The 25,792-nt window shown below is 57.4% G+C and carries 25 protein-coding genes and 1 pseudogene; 21 read left to right on the top strand and 5 right to left on the bottom strand.

From position 1 onward, the window contains the following. Positions 1 to 128: 128 nt before the first annotated feature. On the top strand, positions 129 to 521 hold the full coding sequence (locus MKZ35_RS19545; protein ID WP_482514922.1) for a hypothetical protein: 393 nt from the start codon (positions 129 to 131) through the stop codon (positions 519 to 521). A gap of 128 nt (positions 522 to 649) precedes the next feature. On the opposite strand, the gene MKZ35_RS19540 is transcribed toward MKZ35_RS19545, so the two are convergent. From MKZ35_RS19540 to MKZ35_RS19530, 3 genes are all read right to left on the bottom strand, one after another. Further along, entirely contained in the window at positions 650 to 1,381 is a 732-nt protein-coding gene (locus MKZ35_RS19540; protein WP_482515222.1) for a sterol desaturase family protein, read from the bottom strand. Positions 1,382 to 1,663: 282 nt separating this feature from the next. Continuing rightward, a complete protein-coding gene (locus MKZ35_RS19535) occupies positions 1,664 to 2,233 on the bottom strand; it encodes a Crp/Fnr family transcriptional regulator (RefSeq protein ID WP_482514921.1) in 570 nt (189 codons plus the stop codon). Between the two features lie 99 nt (positions 2,234 to 2,332). Further along, positions 2,333 to 3,241: a DUF2911 domain-containing protein gene (locus tag MKZ35_RS19530; RefSeq protein WP_482514920.1), complete on the bottom strand. Its 909-nt coding sequence runs from the start codon at positions 3,239 to 3,241 to the stop codon at positions 2,333 to 2,335. 515 nt (positions 3,242 to 3,756) lie between these two features. Here MKZ35_RS19530 and hisG point away from each other — a divergent pair. The 11 genes and pseudogenes from hisG to MKZ35_RS19475 all read left to right on the top strand — a co-directional run bounded on the left by hisG (position 3,757) and on the right by MKZ35_RS19475 (position 13,756). After that, positions 3,757 to 4,607 (top strand): annotated as a pseudogene (gene hisG / locus MKZ35_RS19525) (ATP phosphoribosyltransferase). Positions 4,608 to 4,771: 164 nt separating this feature from the next. Beyond that, positions 4,772 to 6,067 carry a histidinol dehydrogenase gene (hisD, locus tag MKZ35_RS19520; RefSeq protein WP_482514919.1) on the top strand — a complete coding sequence of 432 codons (1,296 nt, stop codon included), beginning with the start codon at positions 4,772 to 4,774 and terminating at the stop codon, positions 6,065 to 6,067. Positions 6,068 to 6,278: 211 nt separating this feature from the next. Further along, positions 6,279 to 7,325, top strand: a complete 1,047-nt coding sequence (hisC, locus tag MKZ35_RS19515) for a histidinol-phosphate transaminase (RefSeq protein WP_482514918.1) — start codon at positions 6,279 to 6,281, stop codon at positions 7,323 to 7,325. A gap of 145 nt (positions 7,326 to 7,470) precedes the next feature. Further along, positions 7,471 to 8,571, top strand: a complete 1,101-nt coding sequence (gene hisB / locus MKZ35_RS19510) for a bifunctional histidinol-phosphatase/imidazoleglycerol-phosphate dehydratase HisB (RefSeq protein ID WP_482514917.1) — start codon at positions 7,471 to 7,473, stop codon at positions 8,569 to 8,571. A gap of 251 nt (positions 8,572 to 8,822) precedes the next feature. Further along, positions 8,823 to 9,410 (top strand): imidazole glycerol phosphate synthase subunit HisH, encoded by a 588-nt coding sequence (gene hisH / locus MKZ35_RS19505; RefSeq protein WP_482514916.1) that lies wholly within the window; start codon positions 8,823 to 8,825, stop codon positions 9,408 to 9,410. Positions 9,411 to 9,537: 127 nt separating this feature from the next. Beyond that, complete coding sequence (gene hisA, locus MKZ35_RS19500) at positions 9,538 to 10,254, top strand: 1-(5-phosphoribosyl)-5-[(5-phosphoribosylamino)methylideneamino]imidazole-4-carboxamide isomerase (protein WP_482514915.1); 717 nt, start codon at positions 9,538 to 9,540, stop codon at positions 10,252 to 10,254. A gap of 28 nt (positions 10,255 to 10,282) precedes the next feature. Then, positions 10,283 to 11,041 (top strand): imidazole glycerol phosphate synthase subunit HisF, encoded by a 759-nt coding sequence (hisF, locus tag MKZ35_RS19495; protein WP_482514914.1) that lies wholly within the window; start codon positions 10,283 to 10,285, stop codon positions 11,039 to 11,041. Positions 11,042 to 11,048: 7 nt separating this feature from the next. Further along, positions 11,049 to 11,693 carry a bifunctional phosphoribosyl-AMP cyclohydrolase/phosphoribosyl-ATP diphosphatase HisIE gene (hisIE, locus tag MKZ35_RS19490; RefSeq protein ID WP_482514913.1) on the top strand — a complete coding sequence of 215 codons (645 nt, stop codon included), beginning with the start codon at positions 11,049 to 11,051 and terminating at the stop codon, positions 11,691 to 11,693. A 181-nt stretch (positions 11,694 to 11,874) separates the two neighbouring features. Then, on the top strand, positions 11,875 to 12,159 hold the full coding sequence (locus MKZ35_RS19485; RefSeq protein WP_482514912.1) for a hypothetical protein: 285 nt from the start codon (positions 11,875 to 11,877) through the stop codon (positions 12,157 to 12,159). A gap of 149 nt (positions 12,160 to 12,308) precedes the next feature. Next, positions 12,309 to 13,088, top strand: coding sequence for a glycosyltransferase (locus MKZ35_RS19480; protein WP_482514911.1), 780 nt, complete (start codon positions 12,309 to 12,311; stop codon positions 13,086 to 13,088). 8 nt (positions 13,089 to 13,096) lie between these two features. Further along, positions 13,097 to 13,756, top strand: a complete 660-nt coding sequence (locus MKZ35_RS19475) for a lipid-A-disaccharide synthase N-terminal domain-containing protein (protein ID WP_482514910.1) — start codon at positions 13,097 to 13,099, stop codon at positions 13,754 to 13,756. Between the two features lie 477 nt (positions 13,757 to 14,233). Here MKZ35_RS19475 and MKZ35_RS19470 read toward each other — a convergent pair whose 3' ends face one another. Further along, on the bottom strand, positions 14,234 to 14,737 hold the full coding sequence (locus MKZ35_RS19470; protein ID WP_482514909.1) for a hypothetical protein: 504 nt from the start codon (positions 14,735 to 14,737) through the stop codon (positions 14,234 to 14,236). 264 nt (positions 14,738 to 15,001) lie between these two features. Here MKZ35_RS19470 and MKZ35_RS19465 point away from each other — a divergent pair, with 264 nt between their 5' ends. The 8 genes from MKZ35_RS19465 to MKZ35_RS19430 all read left to right on the top strand — a co-directional run bounded on the left by MKZ35_RS19465 (position 15,002) and on the right by MKZ35_RS19430 (position 23,728). Further along, entirely contained in the window at positions 15,002 to 15,592 is a 591-nt protein-coding gene (locus MKZ35_RS19465; RefSeq protein WP_482514908.1) for a hypothetical protein, read from the top strand. After that, positions 15,586 to 16,599: an IS701 family transposase gene (locus MKZ35_RS19460; RefSeq protein ID WP_482511450.1), complete on the top strand. Its 1,014-nt coding sequence runs from the start codon at positions 15,586 to 15,588 to the stop codon at positions 16,597 to 16,599. Before MKZ35_RS19465 ends, MKZ35_RS19460 begins: the two co-directional genes overlap by 7 nt. 105 nt (positions 16,600 to 16,704) lie before the next feature. Then, complete coding sequence (locus MKZ35_RS19455) at positions 16,705 to 17,262, top strand: hypothetical protein (RefSeq protein WP_482514907.1); 558 nt, start codon at positions 16,705 to 16,707, stop codon at positions 17,260 to 17,262. Positions 17,263 to 17,393: 131 nt separating this feature from the next. Beyond that, entirely contained in the window at positions 17,394 to 18,098 is a 705-nt protein-coding gene (locus tag MKZ35_RS19450) for a hypothetical protein (RefSeq protein WP_482514906.1), read from the top strand. Positions 18,099 to 18,198: 100 nt separating this feature from the next. Continuing rightward, positions 18,199 to 19,242, top strand: coding sequence for a sensor histidine kinase (locus MKZ35_RS19445; RefSeq protein WP_482514905.1), 1,044 nt, complete (start codon positions 18,199 to 18,201; stop codon positions 19,240 to 19,242). A 225-nt stretch (positions 19,243 to 19,467) separates the two neighbouring features. After that, positions 19,468 to 20,454, top strand: coding sequence for a YitT family protein (locus MKZ35_RS19440; protein ID WP_482514904.1), 987 nt, complete (start codon positions 19,468 to 19,470; stop codon positions 20,452 to 20,454). A 69-nt stretch (positions 20,455 to 20,523) separates the two neighbouring features. Next, complete coding sequence (locus tag MKZ35_RS19435) at positions 20,524 to 23,247, top strand: cyclic nucleotide-binding domain-containing protein (protein ID WP_482514903.1); 2,724 nt, start codon at positions 20,524 to 20,526, stop codon at positions 23,245 to 23,247. Then, positions 23,141 to 23,728, top strand: coding sequence for a cyclic nucleotide-binding domain-containing protein (locus tag MKZ35_RS19430; RefSeq protein ID WP_482514902.1), 588 nt, complete (start codon positions 23,141 to 23,143; stop codon positions 23,726 to 23,728). Before MKZ35_RS19435 ends, MKZ35_RS19430 begins: the two co-directional genes overlap by 107 nt. Here MKZ35_RS19430 and MKZ35_RS19425 read toward each other — a convergent pair. After that, positions 23,725 to 24,717, bottom strand: coding sequence for a GDP-mannose 4,6-dehydratase (locus MKZ35_RS19425; protein ID WP_482514901.1), 993 nt, complete (start codon positions 24,715 to 24,717; stop codon positions 23,725 to 23,727). The two genes, MKZ35_RS19430 and MKZ35_RS19425, sit on opposite strands and share 4 nt — an antisense overlap. A gap of 148 nt (positions 24,718 to 24,865) precedes the next feature. On the opposite strand from MKZ35_RS19425, the gene MKZ35_RS19420 reads away from it, so the two are divergent. Continuing rightward, positions 24,866 to 25,732 carry a glycerophosphodiester phosphodiesterase gene (locus tag MKZ35_RS19420; RefSeq protein ID WP_482514900.1) on the top strand — a complete coding sequence of 289 codons (867 nt, stop codon included), beginning with the start codon at positions 24,866 to 24,868 and terminating at the stop codon, positions 25,730 to 25,732. The last annotated feature ends 60 nt before the right edge of the window (positions 25,733 to 25,792 follow it).

The raw sequence follows: 25,792 nt of genomic DNA, 5'->3' as shown, positions 1-25,792 counted from the left end.
GTGTTTATATTCCCTATGACTATGAGCGAAATTTCCAAACTATTGGTATTGGCCCCAAAGTAGAATTAGGCCGCGATTTAGCCATCAGTTATACGCCCTTCCTTCGATATGGGTATGCCTATAGTGTTTTGGAGCGAAGCCCCGATGGTTTGCAGATCAAGCGCGTGGACAAAAAAGAATTTATTCTTGATCAGCAGCTTTGGCTAACCAAGCGATTATACTACCAAAATCTCCGTTGGTATAAACCTACCGCACTGGCTATCGGATGGGGTATTGTCCATACAGGCAAACGATTTTACCTGAATAATGGGCCTATCAACCAAAACATCCGGGTAGAAACGAATACCGCCGATGTGGCCGCCATCTTTGGCTCGGCTCAGAAGCCCTGGACCTACACCGTCGCCGCGCACTACTTATACGACGGTTTTGCCACTAATCGTACGGACAAGATGATTATGTATTCCGTCACGGTAGGCTATAGACTAATCCCTTTTAAATCTACTTTACAAAATGGCGAGTGACTAGGGTTGGTCGAAAGTCGGCGAGTATAAAGAATGGGGAGTAAACAGGCTGGGGGGCGAAATGCAGTGCATTTTGCCCCCCAGCCTGTTTGTATACGAGTAAAGCACCAAGTTGAAATTTGTATGCGTCAACTCTTCGCTTCCTCCTTGTGCACGTCCCGAAACCCGAGCATCGGCAGGAGCTGCTCTTCCTTGTCGGCGTCGAAGCCGCAGGTGGCGCGGAACTCGCGGGGGTTGCGGTAGGTGCCGAAGAGCATGTCCCACCACACAATGTCGCCGTAGTTGTGGGCGTGCTTCTGGTACTCGTGGTGGATGCGGTGCATTTCGGGGCGCTGAAAAATGTAGCCGATCCACTGCGGGGTGCGCACGTTGGTGTGGTAGAAAAACTCGCCGAGCGCCGTGCAAAGCGTATAAATGCCCCCCGCCACCGGCGACAAGCCCAGCAGCGTGTAAATCAGCAGGCCGCCGAGCAGGGAGTTGGCCGTCATTTCCAGCGGGTGCTTGTAGAAGGAGGTAATGACTTCCAGGCGCTGGGGGCTGTGGTGAATCTGGTGAAAATGCTGCCACAGAAAGTCCACGGTGTGGCGCCAGCGGTGCCACCAGTAAAAGATAAACGTGGCCACAAAGTAAGCCACCAACCCGCCCACCACCGGGCTGACATGCTCGGACAAGTGAAATATGGAGTAGGCCGAAAACCATTTTTCCCAACTCGCGCCCGCCAGCAACACCACCAGCAGCTGCAGAAAATTCAGCGCCAGCACGCGCCGCGTCCAGGTGGGGACGGCGGGCAATTTCCAGCCCGGCACCAAGCGCTCCAGCAGAAAGCAGCCCACGAATACGAGAAAGATAATGAGTAGAATCGGCGGGTTGCTCCAGGAAAAGCTAGGGAAGCTGACGCAGCACAGGAAAAGGGGCAGTTGCATGGCCTTTGGGATTAAGTGAATGATTGACCCAAAGGTGGCGGCTTGGCGGGAGGGCGAAATTGATGCAGATCAAGTTCGGCGGGCGGCTTTTTACATACTGTAGAGACGCGACACTTCGCGTCTCCTCGTTGAATACCCGGTGCTACTCCTCCTTATAACAAGGGCAGCAACGACCAGACGCGAAGTGTCGCGTCTCTACAGCGGTCGTGGGGGGCAAATTTACCGCCGGGCGCGCAGGCGGCTTAGCGTTTCGGGCGTCAGGCCGAGGTGAGAGGCAATGTATTTGAGCGGCACGCGCTGAAAAATAGCTGGAAAGTCGGCCAGCAGCTGCTCGTAGCGGGCCGGGGCCGATTGCAGGCGCAGATTGAGCGTGCGCCGCTCACTGAGCACGTAATAGTTCTCGGTAAGTACCCGGCCAATCCAATTAAACTCCGGAAACTGCTGATACAGGTGCTGCAGCTGAGCGTAGCTCAACGACCAGAGCGTGGCATCTTCCAGTAGCTCCACGTACTCAAGCGAGGGCGTTTGGGTAAAGAAGCTGACAATGGAAATGATAAAGTCATTCTCCTTCATAAACCACGACGACACTTCCCGACCATCTTTCAAATAAAACCCGCGCCCCACGCCCTGCTCCACAAAATACAGGCGGTGCGCCACCTGTCCCGGCTGCAACAGGTGGGTATGGCGCGGCAACTGCTCCCGCCGCATCAGGCGCTCCAGTTCCGCCCGCAGCTCCGCCGATAGAGGCTGCATGGTTTCCAGCAAGGTTAACAGGGGCGAGGGCGACACAGCGGACATCGTTATCGAATTCGAAGGACAAAAGACGGTCTGGGGGGCAAAATTCCGGAATTTTGCCCCCCAGCGCGTTTAGTTTCTTCTTTCGGAAAGTTAATACGCCTTCGCCTGCCAATCCGTGAGGGCAACGCGCATGCTCGGGAGCTGGGCTTTGAAGGTGTCGTCATTTTTGTCGCCCATTTTAATGGCTTTGCGGGCATACACGATGGCCGTACCATAATCCTGCTTGGAGGCCAGCAACCGCGCTTTTATCCAATTATTGGTGTATATATCCTTCAGGCGAATCGACTCGTTGATGTAACGTAAGGCTAGTTCGCCCTGAAGGTTATTGATGACCATGTAGTCGGCGGCCTGCGCCAAGAGCTGCCAGTTGCCGGGATTGGCAGCGAGGGTTTTCTGAATGCCACGTAGGGCCTGCTCGTGCACTTCCGTTTCAATGGTCATGCTGACCGTGCGCTTTTCCCAGGTCAGGTTGAGGCGGGCCGTGGTAGGCTTCACCTCAGAAAACCAATACAGCAGGGTTTCGTGGAAGGGCGCCGCTTCAGCAGAGGCCGGCACGCGCAGCAGATCATCGCGCTCATCATAGCCCTCACTGCCCCAGTGCGTGGTGACGCGGTTGAAAATGAGCTGCCAATCCTGGTTGTCCTGGGGCAGCACGTAGAACGAGTACTGGCCAGCGGGCACGGCGCGCCCATTTACTTTCACGGGCTCAGAGAAGGTAAGTAGCGTGTTTTCATTGGCTCCGGCCCGCCATACCTTGTTCCAGGGCACCAGGTTACCCCATATCGCGCGGCCCTTCACACCGGGCGTGTGGTAGTCCACTGTCACATCCGTAAGGCCAATGGTCTGGAGTACAGCCGCGTGCGGACTAGCCTGAGGCAAAGGCAATTCCGGGGCGTCACCCATGGGTTGCTGGGCCAGGGTGGGCGTAGTCAGGTTGAGCAATAAACAACAGATGCAACCGGTGACAAGCGGAAAGGAGCGGGCAAGCAGGGAGAACATGACGGCTAGGTGCGATGGGGTGGTAAAATAGGGCGAAAAAAGGAATGGTTTGATCTTTCCGTAAGAATAGTGCCAAACTATTGCTGGCTGATTATCATGTAGCTTGGGCCGCATGCCCGAAACTTTTTAGCCGAAAAATTTGGGGCCCTCGTATCTACGTGTACTTTTGCCCCGCAATCTGCCTTTATGCCCGTCGCCTCGCGCCTGTTTTTTTACCTGAGCCCTTCGGCAGCCCTGCTTTCAGGGGCCGTTGCCGGCGTAGGCGCGCCGCACCATCATCACCACGGGCACCATTCCTCTTTCTAGAGGAATCATACAAGCATATCGTCCCCATGGGGTGAGCCGCAGTTGGCTCCCCGGCCGCCCCACAAAGGCAGCCCCGCTCGTGTTGGCCTTTTCTGACCAATTTTCGACCGCTCTTCAGCCATTTGCCCATTTTTACGGTTCTGTCTAGAAAAGTACGAAGCAAGGCCCCAGGTCATTCGTACTATCCTATTTCCCTTACTCCTTTCCCCATGATTCGTCTGGCCATCCAGAAGTCGGGCCGCCTAAGTGAAGATTCCCTGAATCTGATCCGTGAGTGCGGTATTTCCTTCGTCAGCAGCACCTACAAGCTCAAGACCGAAGCCACCAATTTCCCCCTCGAAATTCTGTTTCTGCGCGACGACGACATTCCCGGCTACGTGCAGGACGGCGTGGCCGACCTGGGCATCGTGGGCCAAAATGTGTTGGTCGAAGCCGGCTATCCTGACCTGGAAGTGGAAGCCCTGGGCTTCAGCAAGTGCCGCCTCTCCTTGGCCGTGCCCCGGGGGCAAATTACTCGTCGGTGGCCGACTTGCAGGGCCTGAATATCGCCACCTCGTACCCCGAGATTCTGGGTCGCTACCTGGCCAGCGAGGGCGTGAAAGCGCAATTGCACACTATTAGCGGCTCGGTGGAAATTGCGCCCAGCATCGGCCTCGCCGACGCCATCTGCGACATTGTTTCCTCGGGCTCAACGCTGCTCGGCAATGGTCTGCGCGAAGTAGAAACGGTATTTCGCTCTGAAGCGGTGCTGATTGCTAACCGAAATCTGTCGGCCGAAAAGCAGGAGATTCTGGACCAGCTGCGCTTTCGGATGCAGGCCGTGCGCCGGGCCCGCCGTAACAAGTACATTATCCTAAATGCCCCCCAGAGCGCTTTGGAGGCTGTGCACGCGTTGCTGCCCGGCATCAAGTCGCCCACGGTTACGCCCCTGGCTGAAGAAGGCTGGGTATCGGTGCAATCGGTGGTAAACGAGGATGACTTCTGGCACATCACCGGTCAGCTCAAAGCCGTCGGCGCCGAAGGCATCCTGGTGCTGCCCATTGAAAAAATGATTTCCTAAAGGTGAGATAGTGAGATAGTGAGATAGTGAGTTTGCTGTTCTAGCGGCGCCGACCATTATAGGCACTGTAACAGCCAGAACGACAAACTCACTATCTCACTACTCACTATCTCACTATCTCACTATCTCACTACTCACTATCTCACCACTTACTATCTCACCGTATGCAACTCATCCGCTATCCTGATATGGCCGAGTGGCCGGCTTTGCAGCAGCGCGCCGCCGCCGGCGAGGCCCGCGAACTGGAAGAACGCGTGCGTCTGATTTTTGAGGACGTGCGCCAGCGCGGCGACGAGGCCCTGCGCGAGTACGGTGCCCGTTTCGATGGTGCCACGCTCACCGATTTGCGCGTCCGGCCCGAAGAATTTGCTGCTGCCGCGGCCCAGGTGCCGGTCGCGCTTCAAGCTGCTATTCGGCAGGCGCACGCTAATCTGGTTACGTTTCACACCCTCCAGCGCCCGGTGGAAGAGCGCATCGAAACCATGCCGGGTGTAGAATGCTGGCGCCGGGCAGTGCCAGTGCAGCGGGTGGGCTTATACATTCCTGGTGGTTCGGCGCCGCTGTTCAGCACCTTATTAATGCTGGGAGTACCTGCCCGCCTGGCCGAATGCCCCGACATTGTGCTGTGCACGCCGCCTACTCAGGATGGCTCCGTGAACCCCATTATCCTGTTCACGGCGCAGCTCTTAGGCATTACCACCATTATCAAAGCGGGAGGTGCGCAGGCAATTGCTGCCTTGTCCGGTGGAACGGAAAGCGTGCCGGGCGTCGACAAAATCTTTGGTCCCGGCAACCGCTACGTCACGGCCGCCAAGCAATTGGCTACCCGCTACGGCGTGGCCATCGATATGCCCGCCGGCCCATCGGAAGTACTGGTAATCGCGGATTCAACCGCAAATCCAGCTTTCGTCGCCGCCGATCTGCTTAGCCAGGCCGAACACGGCCCCGATTCCCAGGTGTTGCTGCTTACTACCTCCGACACAGTATTAGTGGCCGTTATGGAGGAAGTAGAACGGCAGCTGGCCACGCTGCCCCGGCGCGAAGTAGCGGCCCTGGCCTTGCAGGAAAGCCGCGCTATTTTACTGCGCACGCCCGAAGAAATGCTGTATTTCTCCAATCAATACGCGCCCGAGCACTTGATTCTGGCCGTGGAGGACGCCGAACTATATAGTGCGGGCGTCACCAGCGCCGGCTCGGTATTTTTGGGCCACCTCACACCCGAAGCCGCCGGCGACTATGCTTCCGGCACCAACCACACCCTGCCCACCAACGGCTATGCCCGCAACTACAGCGGCGTTTCCCTCGATTCCTTCCTGAAAAAAATCACCTTCCAGCGCCTCACCACCGAAGGCCTGCGCAACGTGGGACCAATAGTAGAAACCATGGCCGAAGCCGAAGGACTCCACGCCCACGCCCGCGCGGTCACGTTGCGGCTGGAGAGTTTGAGCAACGAACATTAATAAAAAGGCGGTCTTGCAGAGCAACGCGAAGCATCTCGCGTGCTCACGTCTGAGTGGTAGATCATTGGAAAAAGGCGGTCATGCTGAGCTTGTCGAAGCATCTCTACCGCTTTGGCATAACAATATTGAGATTAGTAACCAGTGGAGATGCTTCGACAAAGCTCAGCATGACTGCCTTTTTAAGATCAATAATCAGCGTAAATCAGTAATCATGGATTTAGAAAGCATCGTTCGCCCCAACATCCGGGCGATGAAACCCTACTCCTCGGCGCGTGACGAGTTTCAGGGCGACGCGCAGGTGATGCTCGACGCCAACGAAAACAGCCTGGGCAGCGCCGGACCCGCCACCTTCAACCGCTACCCCGATCCGCAGCAGCGGGCGGTGAAAGCGGAGCTGGCCAAAATTAAGAACGTGGCTGGGGGGCAAATTTTCCTCGGCAACGGCTCCGACGAAGCCATCGACCTGCTCGTGCGCCTCACCTGCGTGCCGGGCCAGGATAGCATCCTGATTTTGCCCCCCACCTACGGCATGTACGAGGTGGCCGCTAACCTGAATGATGTCGTCATTCAGCGCTTGCCGCTGACCGCCGATTTTCAGCTTTCCGCCGAAATCGTGGCCGGCGTTATCGCCTCCGATGCGAAGCTGGTCTTCGTTTGTTCGCCCAATAACCCGACCGGCAACCTGCTCCACGCCGACGCCATCGAGAAAATCCTGCGCGACTTTCGCGGGCTGGTGGTTGTAGACGAAGCCTACGCCGACTTCGCCTCCGCACCCAGCTGGACTACGCGCTTAGCCGAATTTCCGAACCTGGTGATTTTGCAGACCTTCTCCAAGGCCTGGGGTCTGGCCGGTCTGCGCCTGGGTATGGCCTTCGCCTCTGCGGAAATCATTGGCTACCTGAATAAAATCAAGCCTCCTTATAATATATCGGAAGCTACGCAGCAGCACGCGCTGGCGGCGTTGGCGGCTGGGGGGCATTTTGATAACCTGCGCAATGATTTGCTGGTGGGTCGACAGTGGCTGTCCGAGCGCCTGCCGGCCCTGGACATTGTGGCGGAGGTATTTCCTTCCGATGCTAATTTCCTGCTGGTGCGCTTCAAGCCCGATGCTACCGCCGTGTATGACTTCTTGCTTGGGCGCGGCATTGTCGTGCGCAACCGCACTACTCAGCCCGGCTGCGCCGGCACGCTCCGCCTGACCGTGGGTACGCCCGCCGAAAACGAGCAGCTGCTGACGGCGCTGCGGGAATTTAAATAGTAGCGCGAAGCTTCTGCTTCGCGTTTCGTTGCAATCGTTGTTTAAAATGCTCCGGCGCTCCTCGTTCGTTAACGATACGCGAAGCAGAAGCTTCGCGCTACATCGCACGATAAACGACGCAGCGCTTGACGTTACATTCTATTTCATGAAAAAAGTACTCTTTATCGACCGCGACGGCACCATCCTCATCGAGCCGCCAACGGATTTTCAAATTGACTCGCTGGAGAAGTTTCAGTTTCTGCCCGGCTCGATCAGCAACCTGACCCGCATTGCCCGCGAGCTGGACTACGAGCTGGTGCTGGTCAGTAACCAGGATGGGCTCGGTACCGCCAGTTTTCCCGAGGAAACATTTTGGCCCGCGCACAATCTCATGCTCGATATTCTGCGGGGAGAAGGGGTGGAGTTTGCCCGCGAGCACGTCGACCGCAGCTTCCCCCACGAAAATCTGCTTACCCGCAAACCTGGCGTCGGCATGCTGGGTCAGTATCTCGGACCGGATAGCGGTTATGACTTAGCCAACTCTTTCGTCATCGGCGACCGGCTCACCGATGTAGAGCTGGCGCAAAACCTGGGGTGCCAGTCAATCCTGCTCCGAGAAGAAGCTGATGAGCGCGCGGCCCTCACTACCCAAAGCTGGGACGACATCTACCGCTTCCTCCGTTTGCCCGCCCGCACGGCGCTCGTGCAGCGCGACACGAACGAAACCAAAATTCGCGTCGAGCTAAACCTCGACGGGCAGGGCCGCCCTAGTATGCACACCGGCCTGGGCTTTTTTGATCACATGCTCGATCAGCTCAGCAAGCACTCGGGCGTGGACATGAAAATTGAAGTACAAGGCGACCTGCACATCGACGAGCACCACACTATCGAAGATACCGCGCTGGCCCTCGGCGAAGCCTTTGCCCAGGCCCTCGGCGACAAGCGCGGCCTCGCCCGCTACGGTTTTTTACTCCCCATGGACGACGCGTTAGCACAAGCCGCTATAGACTTTTCGGGCCGTCCATGGCTGGTTTGGGAGGCTGAGTTTAAACGCGAATGGGTAGGGGATATGCCAACTGAGATGTTTTACCACTTCTTCAAAAGCTTCTCCGATGGTGCCCGCTGCAACCTCAATATTCAGTGCGCCGGCGACAACGAACATCATAAAATCGAATCCATTTTTAAGGCCGTAGCCAAAGCAATGAAGATGGCACTGGTGCGCGATGCGGCTAAAATGGAAATTCCAAGTACAAAGGGTGTTTTGTAGGTTTATCCATTTGTATAAACATTTGGATAATGTCGCTCAAGCCAGCATAGTCCAGTAGAGACGCGTAGTCGCGTCTAGTCGTTGAACGACTGGCAATGCGCTAATTAAACAACCTCAGCAACTATTGGACGCGACTACGCGTCTCTCACTCATGGTTCTGTGAGCTTCACAGAAAGTTGCTTCCTGCATCTGTGTTACTTGCTGGTTACTCAGGGTCTTGAACAAATGAGTAATAAATTTAAAATACTCAAATGGAAATAGCAGTCATTGATTATAAGGGTGGAAACGTGCAGTCAGTTCTCTTTGCGCTTGAGCGCTTAGGGTGCCAGCCCACCCTCACCGCCGACCCTGAAGTGATACGGCGGGCCGATAAGATAATCTTCCCTGGAGAAGGCGAAGCAGCCTCCGCTATGCGCGAGCTGCGAGCGCAAGGGTTGGATGTACTACTGCCGACTCTTACTCAGCCTTTTCTGGGGGTATGTTTGGGCATGCAGCTATTGGGTACGCACAGCGAAGAGAACGACGCCACCTTGCTTGGTATATTACCCTTCGAGGTAAAGCGCTTCCCAAAGTTGCCGGAGTATAAAGTTCCGCATATGGGCTGGAACACCTTACAGCGGCTGCGCTCGCCGTTGTTTGCCGGACTCGGCGCGGAGGACTATGTATATTTCGTGCATAGCTACTATGCTCCGGTGGGTGACTACACCATTGCCGAGGCCGAGTACCCAGCGCCTTTTAGTGCGGCCGTGCAGCACAAGAATTTCTACGCGGTACAGTTTCACACCGAAAAAAGCGGCCCGGTAGGTACGCGTATTCTGGAGAACTTCCTGCAACTGTAACGCTAAGCTCCAGCTTGGCGAATCGTTGCACGATTGTAGCGCGAACCGTAGCTGCGCTGTCCTTCGGTTCGCGCTATACGCGCTTCCAACCACAACTCCACACAAGCAGCTGCTTACTATTGAGCCTATGAATATCATCCCCGCCATCGACCTCATTAACGGGCAATGTGTCCGCCTTACGGAAGGCGACTTTGCCCAGCAAACCACCTACGATGCCGATCCGCTGGCCGTAGCGCAGCGCTTTGAGCAGCAGGGCGTGCGTCGGCTGCATCTGGTAGATCTGGATGGGGCGCGGGCCCGGCATCCGGTCAATCTGCCGGTGCTGGAGAAGATTGCCCGCCACACCCAACTCCATATCGATTTTGGCGGCGGGCTGCAAAGCGAACAATCGGTGCGCCAGGCCTTTGATGCGGGCGCGGCGCAGATTACGGCCGGCAGCATTGCCGTGCGCGAGCCGGGCGTGGTGCAGCACTGGCTGACCACGTTCGGGGCCGATAAAATCATTGTGGGGGCCGATTTTCGCCACAATCACATTGCCATCAACGCCTGGGCCGACCAGTCGGAGTGGACGCTGAGCGCGTTTATCGGGGAATACCTGGAGGCTGGCGCTACTACCTTCATCTGTACCGATGTAAGCAAGGATGGCAAGCTGCAAGGCCCCTCGCTGCCCATGTATCAGGAGCTGCGCCAGCAATACCCCCAGGCCCAGCTCGTGGCCAGCGGCGGCGTAACGACCTTGCAGGACGTGGACGCGCTGGCCAGTATCGGTATGCACGGTGCTATTATCGGTAAGGCGCTCTACGAAGGCACCATCACGCTGGAGCAATTGCACGCTCAGCTGTAAGCTAGTTTAGGAATCAAAAAAGCCCCCAATGCTTACCAAACGCATTATTCCTTGCCTCGACGTGAAAGATGGCCGCACCGTGAAGGGCGTCCGCTTCGAGGGCCTGCGTGACGCGGGCGACCCCGTGGCCCTGGCCTCCCGCTACGCCCGCGAGGGTGCCGACGAACTGGTGTTTCTCGACATTACGGCCACCAACCAGAAGCGCGCCACCCTAATAGCGCTGGTGCGCGACGTGGCCCGCGAGCTGGATATTCCCTTCACCGTAGGCGGCGGCATCGGCACCGTGGCCGACGTGGAAGCCTTACTCATGAATGGCGCGGATAAAGTCAGCATCAACTCCGCGGCCCTGCACCGCCCCGAGCTGATTGACGAGCTGGCGCGCCGCTTCGGCTCCCAGTGCATCGTGGTGGCCGCCGACGCCCGCTTTCACGCGCCCGAAGGCTGGCAGATATACACCCGCGCCGGTACCCACAACACCGGACGCGATGCCGTGCAGTGGTGCCGGGAAGCCGCCGACCGTGGCGCGGGCGAAATACTGCTCACCAGCATGAGCAACGACGGCACCAAGGACGGCTTTGCGCTGGATATCACCGGCGCCGTAAGCCGCGCCGTATCCGTGCCCGTGGTGGCTTCGGGTGGGGCCGGCAGCAAGCAGCACTTCACGGAAGTATTCCAAAATGCCCATGCCGATGCTGGACTAGCCGCCAGCATCTTTCACTTTGGTGAAATCGGCATTCGGGAGCTAAAAGAACACTTGCGCCAGGATGGGATTCCGGTGCGATTATAAATCAGAGATGAAATTCGATTTCGATAAAATGCCCGACGGCCTGATTCCGGCCGTGGTACAAGATGCCGCCACCGGGCAAGTGCTGATGCTGGGCTACGTGAACCAGGAAGCGCTGGCCAAAACCCAGCAGGAAGGCCGCGTTACCTTTTTCTCGCGCTCCAAAAACCGCCTCTGGACCAAGGGCGAAACCTCCGGCAATTTCCTCTCCGTGGTAAGTCTGCACCCCGACTGCGACGGCGACGCGCTGCTCATCCGCGCCCGCCCCGATGGGCCCACCTGCCACCGGGGCACCGTCAGCTGCTTCGAGCAGCCCGACCAAACGGCTATTCCCGCCGCTCCCATCGGGTTTCTGGCCGAGCTGGAGCGCCTGGTGCAGCGCCGCCGCGACTTCCCCGACGAAGACCCGAAGTCGTACACGGCCTCGCTGTTTCGCAAAGGCATGCCCAAAATCGCCCAGAAAGTAGGCGAAGAAGCCGTAGAAACGGTGATTGACGCCGTGGGGGGTAATTTTGAAGGACTAAAAGGGGAAGCCGCCGATTTGCTGTACCATCTGCTGGTGCTGCTGGCCGCTTCTAACCTGACGCTGGATGATGTGGTAGCCGTACTGCGCGAGCGGCACAGCACCATTTCGGCGGGTGTGCGGCGGGAGTAAGGAGCTTGCCTTATTCAATTAGAGAAAGTAGAACGTCATGCAGAGCGGTAGCGAAGCATCTCGCGTGCTGATGCAGGAGTAGTAATCCCACTACCGCGAGCGAGATGCTTCGCTACCGCTCTGCATGACAGTTTATATAAATAATCTTTAGTATCTATCAACTCAAACCGCTACCCTGTTTATGCAAAGTCTTATTCAAGAAAAAGCAAATGCAGCTATTCCCCGGCTGGGTTCCTGGCTAACTCAGGACAAAGAAGAGGCGATTAAATCCACATATGGTATGGGTACTTTTTATTTGGTGAAAGAGGTCTACAACTTCGCAGTGAATTATGAGATAGACTGGTCTGTGGAAACGCATAAATCGGCAACAGATAAAGTAAAGGTGGCCGTGAAAAATACTTATCCTTTCCTCTCAGAAGACAGCATTCAAGCACTCGCCAATTCCTTTGCCTTTAGTTGGAAGTAACCTGGTAAACAGCTTTTTTCTAACAATTAATAATCAGTCGTTATCAAATGTAAAAGCATTCTGGGGGGGCTTTTTAGCGCGGAAATAGCCCCCAATTAAGCCGCTGGCGCTAAATCCTTTTACCTTGCGCCCCGCTACCTCGCTTTTCTATGTCCGCTGCCCCCTCCGCTTACCTCGCCACCCAGTTGCTCACGGTGCTTGTTCCCGTTTATAACGAGGAAGAAAGCCTGCCGCAGTTTGTGGTGGAGATGGATAAATTTCTGGCTCAAACGCCCGTCGCGACGACCGTGTTGTTTGTCAACGACGGGTCCACGGATGGCTCCCTGGCCTTGCTGCGCGATATCTGCCGCGCTGGCAGCCGCTACGAGTTTATTAGTCTGGCCCAAAACCGTGGGCTGAGCACGGCCATCAAAGCCGGCATCGACCACTGCCGCAGCACCCTGATTGGCTACATCGACAGCGACATCCAGACAACGCCGCTCGACTTCCTGACTTTCTTCGAGTTTCTGCCCGAATACGACATGGTGAACGGTATCCGGGCCAAGCGGCAGGATACGCTGGTCAAAAAACTCTCGTCGAAGGTAGCCAACACGGTGCGGCGCACGCTTATCAACGACGGAATTCAGGATACGGGCTGCCCGCTGAAAATTATCAAAATCGAGTATGCCCGGCGCGTGCCGCTGTTTCACGGCATGCACCGGTTTCTGGGGGCGCTGGTGCAGCTGCAGGGGGGCAAAGTGAAGCAACTGCCCGTGCGCCACTTTCCGCGCTTTGCCGGCACGGCCAAATACAACCTCTGGAACCGCGCCTGGAAGCCCCTGGTCGATACCTTCGGCTTCCGCTGGATTCGGAGCCGCTGGCTGAACTACGCCATCGGGGAGGAGCAGCGCCAGCCGCCGGCCGAGGCGGGCCGCACCCTCGAAGGTTAGCCCGCAGCATGAAGACCGAAGTCGTCGCTTACGGAGTTGGGCTACTTGCGCAGCTGCTGTTTTCGAGCCGCATTATTCTGCAGTGGATTCAGAGCGAGCGGGCCAAGCGGGTGCTGGTGCCGGTGCTGTTCTGGCAGATCAGCCTGATATCGTCGTTCCTGATGATACTGTACGGCATGCTGCGCCACGACCCCATTATTCTGGCGGCCCAGCTCATCAGCTACGGCATCTATATCCGCAACCTGCAATTGCTGGGCGAATGGCGGAAGCTCCACGGCCTGTTCCGCGCCGCCGCCTACGTTTTTCCGCCGGCCGCTATTGGCTGGTTTGTGGCCGGCACCTCGTTTTTCAGCTTGCAAACCATGCTCGAAAACCGAATTCCCGGTGGCGTATTGGCGCTCGGGGCCGTGGGGCAAACCATCTTTCTGCTGCGCTTCGTGTACCAGTGGCTATATTCCGAGCGCAAAGGCGAGTCGGTGCTGCCGCTGGGTTTCTGGCTCGTCAGCCTCATCGGCTCCGCTCTTATTCTGGCCTACGCCGTGCTGCGCCGCCCCGTAGACTATGTCCTGATTCTGGGCAACGTACCCGGCATCGTGGTGTACGCCCGCAACGTGGTGCTGCTGCGGCGGGAAATTAAAGGGCTGCGCGTAGAGGAAATTGAGAAGTGAGCAGGCGCTTCCTAAATAGCTAAGCAAGATAAACAAAAAAGCCCCCCATGCGTGCATGGGGGGCTTTTTTGTTTACACTGACCAGAATCTATATACATTTTTCTTTCCTGGTCGTTAACTACCAACTCACACATTAAAACGAGGTTAAAGTGCAGCCAGGTGATGACTACTAAGGCCTGCGCTTATTCCAGTACAATCCGGCCACCGATTCGCTGCCCTTGCAGCACCTGCCCATTGCGGTTTTCTCGGCCACGCCAGCGGGCCAGCAACTCCCGATCCGCTGGCGCCGGCGACTGCGGATCAGGGTAGTAGACGCGTTCTATCTGGGGCGCGAGCGCAAAAAAGGCCGCTGGTTTATCTCAGTGCTACTGCCGAGATAGCATCGTTGAAAAACGAAAGGGCTGCGTTGCGCTCGGTTAGCGGGGCTGCCAGGTGAAGCACAGCCCCGTGGCACCACCAGAATAAAGAGGCACCAGCTCATGCCCTCCGGCAGCCGGGGCTGGCGCCCCCAGCGGTAGCGGTGGGTAAGGTAGGCGAGGTGAGCGGAGAAAATACCGAAGCCCGCGCCGGCCACCACATCGCTCTGCCAGTGAGCATAATCAGCTCCGCTTTGCCAATAACAAGCAGCATATTTATCCGGTCGTCGCGCGATTCTACGCCGGCCAGGGCCACCACGCCCAACTCGGCGTAGGGGGCAAAAATGAGGAAGTCGTCGAGCTTGGTGCGGTAGGTGAGAAACAGCTTGTGGATGTCGCGGTTGGCCTGCTCGTTGGTATAAAAACCGCCGCCATCCTGAGTAAAGATGCCGTAGCCAATCAGCACGGCCGACACGATGCTCGCCCGCACCAGCTTGCCCCGGTACCAGGGCTTCTTTGTCGTGGCGTCGGCGGGGGTTTCATACTTGCGCAGGGTAGCAGCAGCAGGCGCCATCTGCGCATAACCCGGCGTGCAGACGCCTGGAAACAGCAGGAGTCCGACCACGCGGACCCTGACTGCGGGCAGTAGTAGAAGAAGGGAGCAATTCAACATGAAGGGAGTAGTCAAACAGCAGTGGCGGGCAATAGGCTGAGCGCTTCGGATACAAGAGAAGGATAGGCAGAGGTGAGTATATATTATTTAAAGAAAATTTATAGATATTAGACGTGCCTAGCGGGTTTCCTACGAAGCTTGAGAAGCTTCGCTAAGTTGATAGTAAGTTGCTTACGCGGTCCGCCTCCGTTTCACAACACACTTAAGCTGCGCTCTATGAAAACACGTTCTAATCATTTCTGGCTGGGCTGTTTAGTGCTGGCTGCCAGCGGGACGCTTAGCGGGTGCAATCAAACCAGCGCAAGCCAGGAACATCGTTCTGAAGATCATTCGTCGTTGTATCACTTTGCTGTTCTTAAATCAGATACAGGTACAGAAGCGGAAAGCCAGAAACCAGTTAAAAAGCCCAAACCCGGAAGAAAGCCGAAGACGAAAGCTGACTATACCAGTGCGATTGAATCAGTAAAAAGGTACAAGAATACCCACCCAGCCGCCGGCCTGCACAATGGCTACGTGAGCAAGCAAATCGTGAAAGACCTGTTGGCCAACGGTAAATGCGAAGGCCTACGCGTGTATCTGGCTGACAGTGCAGGGCAGGAGAGAATAGTAGTGATAGGCGTCGATAAAGATGGCCTTGACCTGGTGACGCTCACTACCCTGGAAGACCAAACTGGGGTTAAAAGCCAGGGGAAATACCTATTTGGGATAAGTGAAGACAAATGCCCGGAGAATTGTGTGGGCGCTACTTTATATGATAGGACTTACGCACTTAGTAGTAACTTGAGAAAAAGCCTGGCTTTATGGTGACGCAAGCGACTTACATCGAGTACCTGCTTAGTACGCCCCGCAATTATACGTGTACGCACTTGGCCGAGCACCTGTCGCAGGTGAGCCACGATCAAGTGAACCGATTTCTGCGCCGCAGCTCGTTTTCGCCCACGCAGTTGCGCGAGTTGGTCTTGCCCTTGCTCCACGACTCGCCGGAGGCCTTTTTGCTGGTCGATGATAGCGTGCAGGACAAGCGCTACAGTCGCTTCATTGAAGTAGCCAAACGCCAGTATTCGGGCAACGAACATGGCCTGGTCACCGGCATCTGCCTGGTTAACCTGGTCCACAGCAGCGGACAGGCCGGGGATTTTCTGCCCCTGGACTACCGCGTCTATGCCCCGGAGCTGGATGGCCTGACCAAAAACGAGCATTTCCAGGCCATGTTCGCCCACGTCGTGGCGGAAAATAAAATTCAGGCCCGCACGCTCCTGTTCGATGCCTGGTACAGCGGCAGCGACAACCTGAAGCTGATTCAGCGGGCCGGTTGGACGTTTTTCACGACCCTGAAAAGCAACCGGTTAGTGAGTGCCAGCAAAGAGGGGGGCTACCAGTCCCTGGCCGACGTAGCCCCGCCGCCGGGTGGGTGGAGCACCGGCTTGGAAGTACGCTTGCAGAAGGTGCCGTTTGCGGTGCGCTTGTTCCGGCTGGTCGCCCCAAACGGCGACATTGAATGGGTCGTGACCAACAACTTCGCCTTTACGCTTACCCAACCGCTGGTCGAGGCCACCACCCGCACCCGCTGGCAGGTGGAAGAGTTTCACCGCAGCTTCAAGCAGCTGACCGGGGCCGAGAAATGCCAGTGCCGCCGTGCCCAGGCCCAGCGCAACCATCTGGCCTGCTGCTACCTGGCGTGGGTGTCCCTGCGCGAGTTTGCCCGATCAACGGCCCAAACGATTTATCAGGCCCACCAGCACCAATGGGCTCCCTACTTGAGCCAGCTGCTCGCCAAGCCCCTCATTCCTGCCCTGCTCCCCGCAAGTGCGTAAGTCCTATATGAGTAAGCCGCACGCGGTCAGGTAAATGGACTGATGGGCTGGCAGGCCATTGTCTTCTCAACCAATCATTTGACTTTTCACTACATATAAACTTTTATGAAAACAGGTACGAATCGGCGTTGGGTGGCGGGGAGTTTGGTTGTAGCGTGTGCTGGGGGGCTTTTTAGCTGTGAAGGCCCAAAATCAAAAGAAGGAAGCACGGGGCAAGTAGTCACGCAAACGCCGTCTGACACGGTGGAGGAAGAAACAAGCCAGGATTCCGTAGCGCTGCTACCGGGCGACAGGTTTAATCCGCGCGCCGGCCGGGTGCCAGCCACCAGGGCCGCTTACGATGCGGCCCTGCAATCGATAAAGACATACAAAAACACTCAGAAAGCACTAGTTACCAGCAACTACTTCAGCGACTCGCTGATCCGGGTGCTCATTGGTAAGGAGGGCTCCGAGACAGATAAGAAAGTGAGTGGGTTACGGGTGTACCGTACGTATACGCCGGGTAAAAAGGGCTTCGGCGTACTGATATCAGCCGTTGATAGTACCGGGAAAGAAGTGAAAACCCCCATCCAGCTAAAGGATGGGTTCACTGGGGAGTACACATTCGGCATAAGCGAGGAAAAATGCCCGCATAACTGCGGTAGCTTCGAAGAGCAACAGTAAGCGCTATGGATGCCTGGGTCGCACTTCACCAAATAAATCGAGTATTGGAGGCGGCACCAGTGCTGCCGTTCGCCTGTGCTTGCCTGCGGCGGCGGCATATTCCCTATAATCTCCGCTTAGTATTTTATTATGTGGCTGCAAAGACTGTTCTCTTCCCGATTGACACGCTCAGCCGCATCACCATTTACAACAACGTCTACCTTTTTCACCTGGCCACGGTGCTCATGGTGCTGCTGCTGGCGGGCACGTATCAGCGGCTTTTGCCCCCCGGAAGGCTACAGCCGCTTATTCGCGTAAGCATAGGGGTATTTCTGCTGGTTGCCTTCCTGGATGCTACTCTGCTCAATGGTCTTTTTACGGACGTGAACAGCTACGCCCAGGCCCTGGGGTGCACCATCCTGGTTACCCTGGCCATTATTCATGTGGTCTACCTTACCCGAAGTGCGCCCTTCGAGCTGGAAAAGCAGCCCGAGTTCTTCTTTAGCGTTGCTATTCTGGTGTATTGCTCCTGCTCGGTGGTCACGTATGCGGCGATCAATATCATCTATAATGCGGACTATGATATTGCCACTATGATACGGTTGGACACGCTACTGAGCAGTCCTGATACGTTTCTGGCCGCCGTCCATATGGCTTTGTTGGCCTGGATGTTCAGCTTTACTCCCGTAAGTGTTTCGGTGCGCGGGGCCCTGCCTCGGTGGTTGCACTATAGCAGTTGGCGCCCCCGGCCTTACCGCCTGCTGGGGCAGCCGCTACCCGCCCTGTTGCTGGTCGTTTCCTACCCGCTCACACCTTCCGCGGTTGCCAAATCGAAACAACTTCTTCAGGATAAATGAGGCGACGGGAGCCGCTGATTTTGCCCCCCGGATGCTTATCTTGTAGTAGACATCCGGCTTCGTTGTTTTTACGCTGAACTGAGCTTAGCTGGCTCTTGCCATGCCCGACGTCCTGATTCCCTTTCTGCTCGTTGGCCCCATCCTGCTGCTGCTGGCCCTGGGCATTGTGACCATTCTGATTCGGGAGCAGCGGCGGCGACTGGTGCAGGAGCAGGAAAAGCAGCAGCTATTGTCTCAACAGAATGAGCAGCTGGAACAGCAGGTGGCGGCCCGCACCGCGGAGTTACTGGCCCAGCGTAATGATCTGGAGCAGGCTCTCGCCGAGCTGAAAACGACGCAAACCCAGCTGGTGCAGCGGGAGAAAATGGCCAGCCTGGGGGAGCTAACCGCCGGCATTGCCCACGAGATGCAGAACCCGCTGAACTTCGTCACCAACTTCTCCGACCTGAGCGTTGATCTGGTAGCGGAGCTGGAGGAGGAATTGGCCAAAGAGCGCCTGTCGGAAAGTGGCCAACACAACATCCAGCTGCTGCTGCGGGAGCTGATTCTAAACCAGAACCGCATTCACCAGCACGGGCACCGCGCCGACCGCATCGTGAAAAGTATGCTGGAGCACTCCAGAGCGAATAGCTCGCAGCGGCAGCCCACGAATATAAATGCCCTGGTTGAGGAAAGTCTGCGCCTGGCTTACCACGGCTGGCGGGCCAAGAGCAAGGATTCCAACGCCACTCTCACTACCGATCTGGACCCAACTCTGGAGCCCCTATTGGTATTGCCCCAGGATCTGAGTCGGGTATTTTTGAACCTGCTCACCAACGCCTTTTACGCTGTAGCAGAAAAGCGCCGGCAAGCGCCGGCGGGCTACTCTGCGGAGGTATGCGTGCAAACCCGCCGGGTGGGCGACATGGTGCAGGTGCGGGTACGCGATAACGGCAATGGAATTCCGGCGGCGGTGCGTGAGAAGATATACCAGCCCTTCTTCACCACCAAGCCCACGGGCGAGGGCACAGGCCTGGGCCTGTCGCTGAGCTACGACATCATCACCAAAGGCCACGGCGGTACGCTCAGCGTGGAAAGTAAGGAAGGCGAATACACGGAATTCACTATTAGCCTGCCCGCTGACCCCAAAAAGCAACCTGCGTAGCTCAAGTATTATTTTGTGAATCATTTAAATTAATTCGATATTGTTGAATAGTGCTCCCTATATTCTTTAAAAAGAAATGGGCACTGCCTCAGATTCGGTGCTTCGGTGTCGGTGCGTACATGCCATGGGCTAGCGACTGACGTTTTCCGCGTTGATCAGGCAGCGGCCACTGGCTGGCTGGCTGAGCGTATATCGGTAGTGAACATCTGGCTTTTGCTGGCTGCAATGTTGCTCGATCACCTCATTCCTTCGCGCTTTCGCACCAAACGCTACGCCCGGCAAGTGGTAGCTGCGCCGGTGGAAGCCGCTGAGGCGGCCCCGGCCGACTATAAGCTGTTTTATAATGTGTCGCAGCGCTGGGTGCGCCGAGCGATAGTCCAAACCCTACTGCTGCTGGCGGGCGTTTTTTCGGCGGCCCTGGGCTTGAAAGGCTTCCTGTTGCCCAACGATTTTATTGATGGCGGCGTCACGGGTATGTCCCTGCTGGTAAGTCAGTTGACGGGCATATCCCTGTCGCTGCTGATCTTGGTTATCAATATCCCCTTTATTGTCTTAGGCTACTATCAGCTGGGGCGGAAATTCGCCCTCAAAACCCTGCTGACCATTCTGGCCCTGGCCGGGGCGCTGCTTATTGTTTCATTCCCCAGCGTTACGGATGATAAGCTGCTGATTGCGGTGTTTGGCGGCTTCTTTCTGGGGGCGGGCATCGGTCTGGCCATGCGGGGCGGCGGCGTGCTCGACGGCACGGAGATTCTGGCCCTCTGGCTTAGTCGCAAGCTGCCGCTTTCCATTGGCGATATCGTGCTGATTATCAATATTATCATCTTTGGAGTTGCCGCCTGGCTGCTGTCCATCGAAACCGCTTTATACTCTATTCTGGCGTACTTATCAGCCGCCAAAACCGTGGACTTTATCCTGGTGGGCATCGAGGAATACACCGGCCTGACCATCATCTCCTTTCACAGCACCGAAATCCGGCAGATGATCACCAACAAGCTGCGCCGGGGCGCTACGGTGTTTGAGGTCACCCAGGGCTACGGCTCGCACGGGCATCAGCACCTGAAAGTAGAAGCTATTTTCACGGTCGTTACCCGGCTGGAGGTCATGGGCCTGACCGATGAGATTCATAAAATCGATCCGAACGCGTTTGTGGTCATGCAAAGCATCAGCGATACCAAAGGCGGACTGGTAAAGAAGCGGGCCTTGCACTAAGCCGCCCCGTTGTGGCTGGCCCCGTCTCCTAGTGGGCGGCTGGGGGGCTTTTTTAACTGAAGAATTCTGATGGAGAAGCTATATCGATTTCTGGGAATACGGCCCGGCGAGACGAAGACGGTCTGGTTGTTTTTCGCGCATAACTTCCTGCTGGGCATCGGCACCATCCTGGTGTACGTGACGGCCAATGTGCTGCTGCTGGAAGAAAACCCCGAGCGCAATCTGCCCCTGGCGTATTGCGTGGGTGCGTTGGCTATGATGGCCGTGGGCAAGCTGTACGCGCACTTTGAACACCATTGGCTGTTGCACAAGCTGGCCGTGCGCGCCCTACTGGTCGCGGTGGTGCTCACCCTGGTGCTGGCGTTGCTGCTCTTGCGGGGGCCGTCGGTAACGACGGCCGTGGCCATCATGAGTGGCTACCGCCTGATTTATCTGCTGACTAACCTGGAGTTCTGGGGCATGTCGGCGGTGGTCTTCAACGTGCGACAGGGCCGGCGGCTGTTCAGCATTATCAGCGCCGGCGATATGCCCGCCAAAGCCCTCGGGGCGGTGTTGGCCGTGGTGGTACATGCCTATAATGAGTTGTACGTACTGCTGCTAACCGCCGCCGGCGCGTATGTGCTGGCCTCGGTGATCCAGCGGGCCACGTTCAAGTCACAAGTAGTAGCGGCGCGGCCGGGCTTGCCCAGGGTGGCGCGGCCGGTGCAGTCGGCGCTGGTGCGTCAGGTATTTGGGGCCAGCCCCCTGATTCACGCCATGGGTCTTAGCCTGACGGCCATCGCGGCGGTAGCGGTAGGCGTGGAGTATATCTTCTTCGTGAACGTGAAGTACAAGCTGCAGGATCAGACCACGATTTTGCAGTACGTGGGGGGCGTTTTGGCGCTTACTTACCTGCTGGCCATGCTGTTTAAGCTGCTTTTTACGCGCCACGGCATCGACCGCCTCGGGGTGCGCTGGACCCTGGCCTTGCTGCCGCTCACGGCCTTGGGCGGTATCCTGTTATTCGGGGCCTTGCAGGTGGCTGCCGTTGACCCCGCCCTGCTGCTGGTGTATTTTGGGGGGCTTTATCTGGCGCTGGAAGTGCTGCGGCGGGCGTTGTTTGAGCCGGTCTTTCTGGTGCTTTTTCAACCGCTCACGCCCCTGGAACGCCTGGAAGGTCATACCCTGGCGAAAGGTTTCTATGAGCCCTTGGGTCTGGGGTTTGGGGGCTTGCTGCTGTTTGGCTTGCGCGATTCCCCGGCCCTGAATCAGTGGGTGCCGTTTGTGTGGATGGGGCTGCTGCTGCTGGGGGCTGTGTTTTTGCTGCAGCGCACCTACTGGAAGTATCTGGATGAGCTGAAGGACGCGCTGGGCTTACGGTTTGAGGCCAGCTTTGCGCCCAATTTGCCCCCCAGCGGCCTATCCTCGACGCAAGAGGATGAGGAGACCGACAATACGGTCGAAGAGGCTCTGCAGGCGATTGAAGATCTGCTGAAAGCCGGCTCAGGGGCGCTGGTACAGAACACGGAAGCCTTGCTCTCGCACACGGATAGCCGGGTGCGCACGCGGGTGCTGCGCCTGGTAGGGCATCAGGCCGATGCTGGCTTGCTACGGCGCCTGGCCCTCGACGACCCGGACCCGAAGCTGCGCGAAACCGCCAGCACCCTGGCCGGCCGCCACCCGGAGGCGAATGATTTGCTGCACCATTCGGATCTGGTGGTGCGGAGAGGAGCCTTGCGGGGCCGGCTGGAGCAAGCCCCAACGGACACTAAGGCCTGGGAAAGCCTGACGGCCATCCTGGCTTCGCCCGACACCAGCTCCCGCCTCGTGGCGCTGGGGCTGATTCGCTTTCTGGCCCCCGAGCAACAAACGGAACTCCTGACTACTTGCCTGCATAGCTCGGTGCCGGAGGTGGTGCAGGCCGCTATTGTAGCCGCCGCCGACACGACCAATCCGGCCCTGGTGGATGATTTGCTGGGTTTGCTACGCAACAAAGCGGTGCGGCATGCCGCCGCCGACAGCCTGGTGGGGGTGGGGGCGGGTGCTTTGCCCCGGATAAAGGAAGCCTTGACGCAGGGCCTTGACGGGCGCTACCTTCACTTCCTATCACAGGTATGTGCCCGTCTGGCGAGCCCCGAGGCGCGGCAGGTATTGGTGGAAGTAGCCCAGACTTCTAATCTGCACGCACGGGCCGCCGTATTGCGAGCCCTGAGCAGCTACGCCACGGTACCCACCGATGCGCCAATGTTTCAGCGGCTGGTAGAGAAGGAAATGCGCCTGGCCCAACAAGTCCTGCACGGTATGAGTGGGGCTAACGCTGAGCTGCGTTCGGCCTTGCGCTACGAGCTAAAAAGGGCACAGCAGCGCTTATTCTGGTTGCTGATGCAGATCTATGAGCGCCAGCACATATTGGATGCCCAGCGCGGGGTAGCTCACTCGGCGGGCGAGAGGCAGGCCAATGCCCTGGAGATTCTGGATAACTTAATTCCCCGGCCGCTGTATCAGGGCTTGCAGGCATTGCTCGACTCTGGCCGGCTGCGGGATAAGGTACAAACCTTCGATAGCTTATTGGGGCCCCTGACCTCCGCCGAGCTTATTCAAACCGCCATCGTGCGTCGCGGCTCTTCGTCCTTTTCAACCTGGACTATCAGCGTAGCACTGCTGCAGTGGCACCCGAACCCGGAGACCATTGTGTATTTACCCCCACTTGCAGGCTACGAACATTCTGGTTCAGGAGAGCGCCATGACGGTGCTGCGGCAGCTGCCCGTGCAGCGCCCCGCGGCTTACGACCAATTACTCACTCTTTACCCTGATGTAAATCAGCTGCTTATGAACAATGCCCACGCTACCGCTTCCTGTGTATCGGCGCGGGAGCGCGTACTGCTGCTGAAAGGAACGGCTCTGTTTGCCGAAACGCCTGAGAGTGTGCTGGGCACCATTGTGCCCATTATGCAGGAGGTCTCTTTTCAGCCCGCTCAGGAGATCTTCGTGAAAGGCACCCTGGGCAACTCCTTGTTTATTGTGTGTCAGGGCGAGGTCGGTATCTTCGATGGCCCGGTGCAGCTGACCACTTTCCGTAAGGGTGATTTCTTTGGCGAGCTGGCTTTATTAGATGCTGAAGCGCGTTCGGCTACCGCAATGGCCCTGGGCCCGGTCGTCGCCTTTCGCATTGACCAGGAAGACTTTTACGATGTAATGGAAGAGTGCGCTGAAGTGGCCCGCAATATTATGCGGGTCCTTTGCCAGCGTCTGCGCCTTCAGAATGAGAAGATGTTGCCCGGAGTGGCGGCTTAGCGCAGGCTTGCGGTAGCTAATGCCCTTTCCCTCATTTCCCACTCTACAAACTGCCGGAGACCCTCCGCCAAAGAGGTCTGGGGAGCGTAGCCCAGCAGCTCACGAGCCTTACTGATGTCGGCGTAGGTAACATCGACGTCGCCGGCCTGCATGGGCTGGAACACCAGCTGGGGGGCAATTCCGACCGCTTTTCCGACTGCCTCAATGAGTTCCAGTAAGGTAACGGGCTGGCTGTTGCCCAGATTCACCGTGTGAAAGCCCGCGGGCTGGGCCAGCAAGTACGCCACGCCGCGGGCAATGCCATCCACGGTATCCAGCACAAAAGTGTAGTCGCGGGCCGTGGTGCCGTCGCCAAATACCGGAATAGGTTCGCCGGCTCGTAGCAGACGCACAAACTTGTGAATGGCCAGATCGGGGCGTTGGCGGGGGCCAAAGACGGTGAAAAAGCGAGCGTTCAGTACACTTAGCCCATAAAGGTGGTGGTAGGTGTAGGTCAGCTGTTCACCGGCCAGCTTCGAGGCCGCGTACGGCGAAATGCAGGCCTGCAGCAACGATTGGTCTTCGCGAAAGGGCCGCTGGGGCGTGTTGCCGTACACCGAGGAGGACGAGGCAAAAAACAGCTTGCCTACGCCCCGCAGCCGCATCCATTCCAGCAGGTGGGTCGTGCCCAGCACATTGTTCTCCAGGTAGGCCGCCGGTTCCCGCACCGAAGGCCCAACGCCGGCTTTGGCCGCCAAATGCAGTACTAGGTCGATGGCGGTATCGCCCAGGGCGTACGTCAGCGCGTCGGGGCCGGCGCGTAGGTCCAGCTCGTGAAAACGAAAGTTCGAATGCTGCAAAAAGCCCCCCAGGTTGGCCTGCTTAAGGCTACGGTCATAAAAGGGGTCAAAGTTGTCCAGGCCTACCACCTGATAGCCATCGGCCAGCAGCCGCTCACAAAGATGGGACCCAATAAAGCCGGCGCAACCCGTAACCAGAACCGAAGGCATAAGCAAAGAAGGAGAGAGCAGTAAAGCTGGACCAAAGGTAAAATGAATTATGCGGTTGAGCGTAGGTAGGAAGCCAGCTTAAACGACGAACTTGCGGGCTATGCGTCTAACGAACCGAGCCCGCCGGATAGGAGGGAGCGCACTGCTTTTGATTGGCATACTGGGTGCCGGCCGCCTGATCTGGGAGTCTAATGCCTCGGTGCCCGGTTCAGTGACTAACCGCCACGGTGGTCATATTCAGGTTATTGGCCACGCCGGCTCCGGTTTCTTTACGCCCCTGAACCCCTTCAACCCCTTGCCGCCCAGCAGCCTTGCCGGCGTGGAGAAGGCCCTGGCGCAGGGTGCCGACGGCGTGGAGATTGATGTGCAGCTAAGCCAGGATAGTATCCCGATTCTCTACCATGACCCGACGCTCAACAGCATGACCACCGGCAGTAGCTGCGTTAGCCAGCAGCCCGCGGCGGCTTTGGTGAAGCTTCCGTATCGGGGCGGCTGGGGCTACGATTTGTTTCATAACGAACGCATTGTGACGTTGGAAACTTTGCTGGCGCGCGCTGCCCGCTATCCGCAGTATCCCTACCTGCACCTCGATTTGCACGAGCACGATGGGTGCGGTGGAGAGTATACCCGTTCCCCGGCTTTGGTTCGCGCGCTGGCGTCCTTGCTACGTCGCTACAAGGTGCCCACAGATCGTCTGCTTATTCTGACAACCTATCAACCTACATTACGCCAACTCCGGCAAGCGCTCCCGCAGGTTCCGCTGGGGTTGGAAGTAACTAAAGAGCAAGATCTAAGCGAGGGTTTGGTCGCAGCCAGGGCTATCGGTGTTCAGGCCATTGTAATGCCCAAAGCTATGGCTACCCCCGAGCAAGTTGCCCAGGTTCAGTCGGCGGGCTTCGACGCGGTCCTGTTTGGCGGGCGTTCGGCGGCCTCGATCCGACGCTTAGTAGGAGCGCACCCCGATGCCATCGAGGTTGATAATGTCCCCCAGCTGCTGCGCACGCTCCAGCGATAGGCAGCGTGCGCAGCAGGCTCTTTCAAAGCAGCTTCCGAATTTAAGGAATTGTTGTGGCCG

The organism is Hymenobacter sp. R533113 (assembly GCF_056835965.1).
The sequence above is the reverse complement of the archived record's forward strand: the minus strand, read 5'-3'. Positions and strand labels throughout refer to the sequence as shown.

What these genes read in the sequence shown, in the direction of transcription:
- MKZ35_RS19530 (WP_482514920.1), bottom strand. Translation starts at nt 3,241, where the DNA reads ATGTTCTCCCTGCTTGCCCGCTCCTTTCCGCTTGTCACCGGTTGCATC.
- hisD (WP_482514919.1), top strand. Translation starts at nt 4,772, where the DNA reads ATGCAACTCATCCGCTATCCTGATATGGCCGAGTGGCCGGCTTTGCAG.
- hisC (WP_482514918.1), top strand. Translation starts at nt 6,279, where the DNA reads ATGGATTTAGAAAGCATCGTTCGCCCCAACATCCGGGCGATGAAACCC.
- hisB (WP_482514917.1), top strand. Translation starts at nt 7,471, where the DNA reads ATGAAAAAAGTACTCTTTATCGACCGCGACGGCACCATCCTCATCGAG.
- hisH (WP_482514916.1), top strand. Translation starts at nt 8,823, where the DNA reads ATGGAAATAGCAGTCATTGATTATAAGGGTGGAAACGTGCAGTCAGTT.
- hisA (WP_482514915.1), top strand. Translation starts at nt 9,538, where the DNA reads ATGAATATCATCCCCGCCATCGACCTCATTAACGGGCAATGTGTCCGC.
- hisF (WP_482514914.1), top strand. Translation starts at nt 10,283, where the DNA reads ATGCTTACCAAACGCATTATTCCTTGCCTCGACGTGAAAGATGGCCGC.
- hisIE (WP_482514913.1), top strand. Translation starts at nt 11,049, where the DNA reads ATGAAATTCGATTTCGATAAAATGCCCGACGGCCTGATTCCGGCCGTG.
- MKZ35_RS19485 (WP_482514912.1), top strand. Translation starts at nt 11,875, where the DNA reads ATGCAAAGTCTTATTCAAGAAAAAGCAAATGCAGCTATTCCCCGGCTG.
- MKZ35_RS19480 (WP_482514911.1), top strand. Translation starts at nt 12,309, where the DNA reads ATGTCCGCTGCCCCCTCCGCTTACCTCGCCACCCAGTTGCTCACGGTG.
- MKZ35_RS19475 (WP_482514910.1), top strand. Translation starts at nt 13,097, where the DNA reads ATGAAGACCGAAGTCGTCGCTTACGGAGTTGGGCTACTTGCGCAGCTG.
- MKZ35_RS19465 (WP_482514908.1), top strand. Translation starts at nt 15,002, where the DNA reads ATGAAAACACGTTCTAATCATTTCTGGCTGGGCTGTTTAGTGCTGGCT.
- MKZ35_RS19460 (WP_482511450.1), top strand. Translation starts at nt 15,586, where the DNA reads ATGGTGACGCAAGCGACTTACATCGAGTACCTGCTTAGTACGCCCCGC.
- MKZ35_RS19455 (WP_482514907.1), top strand. Translation starts at nt 16,705, where the DNA reads ATGAAAACAGGTACGAATCGGCGTTGGGTGGCGGGGAGTTTGGTTGTA.
- MKZ35_RS19445 (WP_482514905.1), top strand. Translation starts at nt 18,199, where the DNA reads ATGCCCGACGTCCTGATTCCCTTTCTGCTCGTTGGCCCCATCCTGCTG.
- MKZ35_RS19440 (WP_482514904.1), top strand. Translation starts at nt 19,468, where the DNA reads ATGTTGCTCGATCACCTCATTCCTTCGCGCTTTCGCACCAAACGCTAC.
- MKZ35_RS19435 (WP_482514903.1), top strand. Translation starts at nt 20,524, where the DNA reads ATGGAGAAGCTATATCGATTTCTGGGAATACGGCCCGGCGAGACGAAG.
- MKZ35_RS19425 (WP_482514901.1), bottom strand. Translation starts at nt 24,717, where the DNA reads ATGCCTTCGGTTCTGGTTACGGGTTGCGCCGGCTTTATTGGGTCCCAT.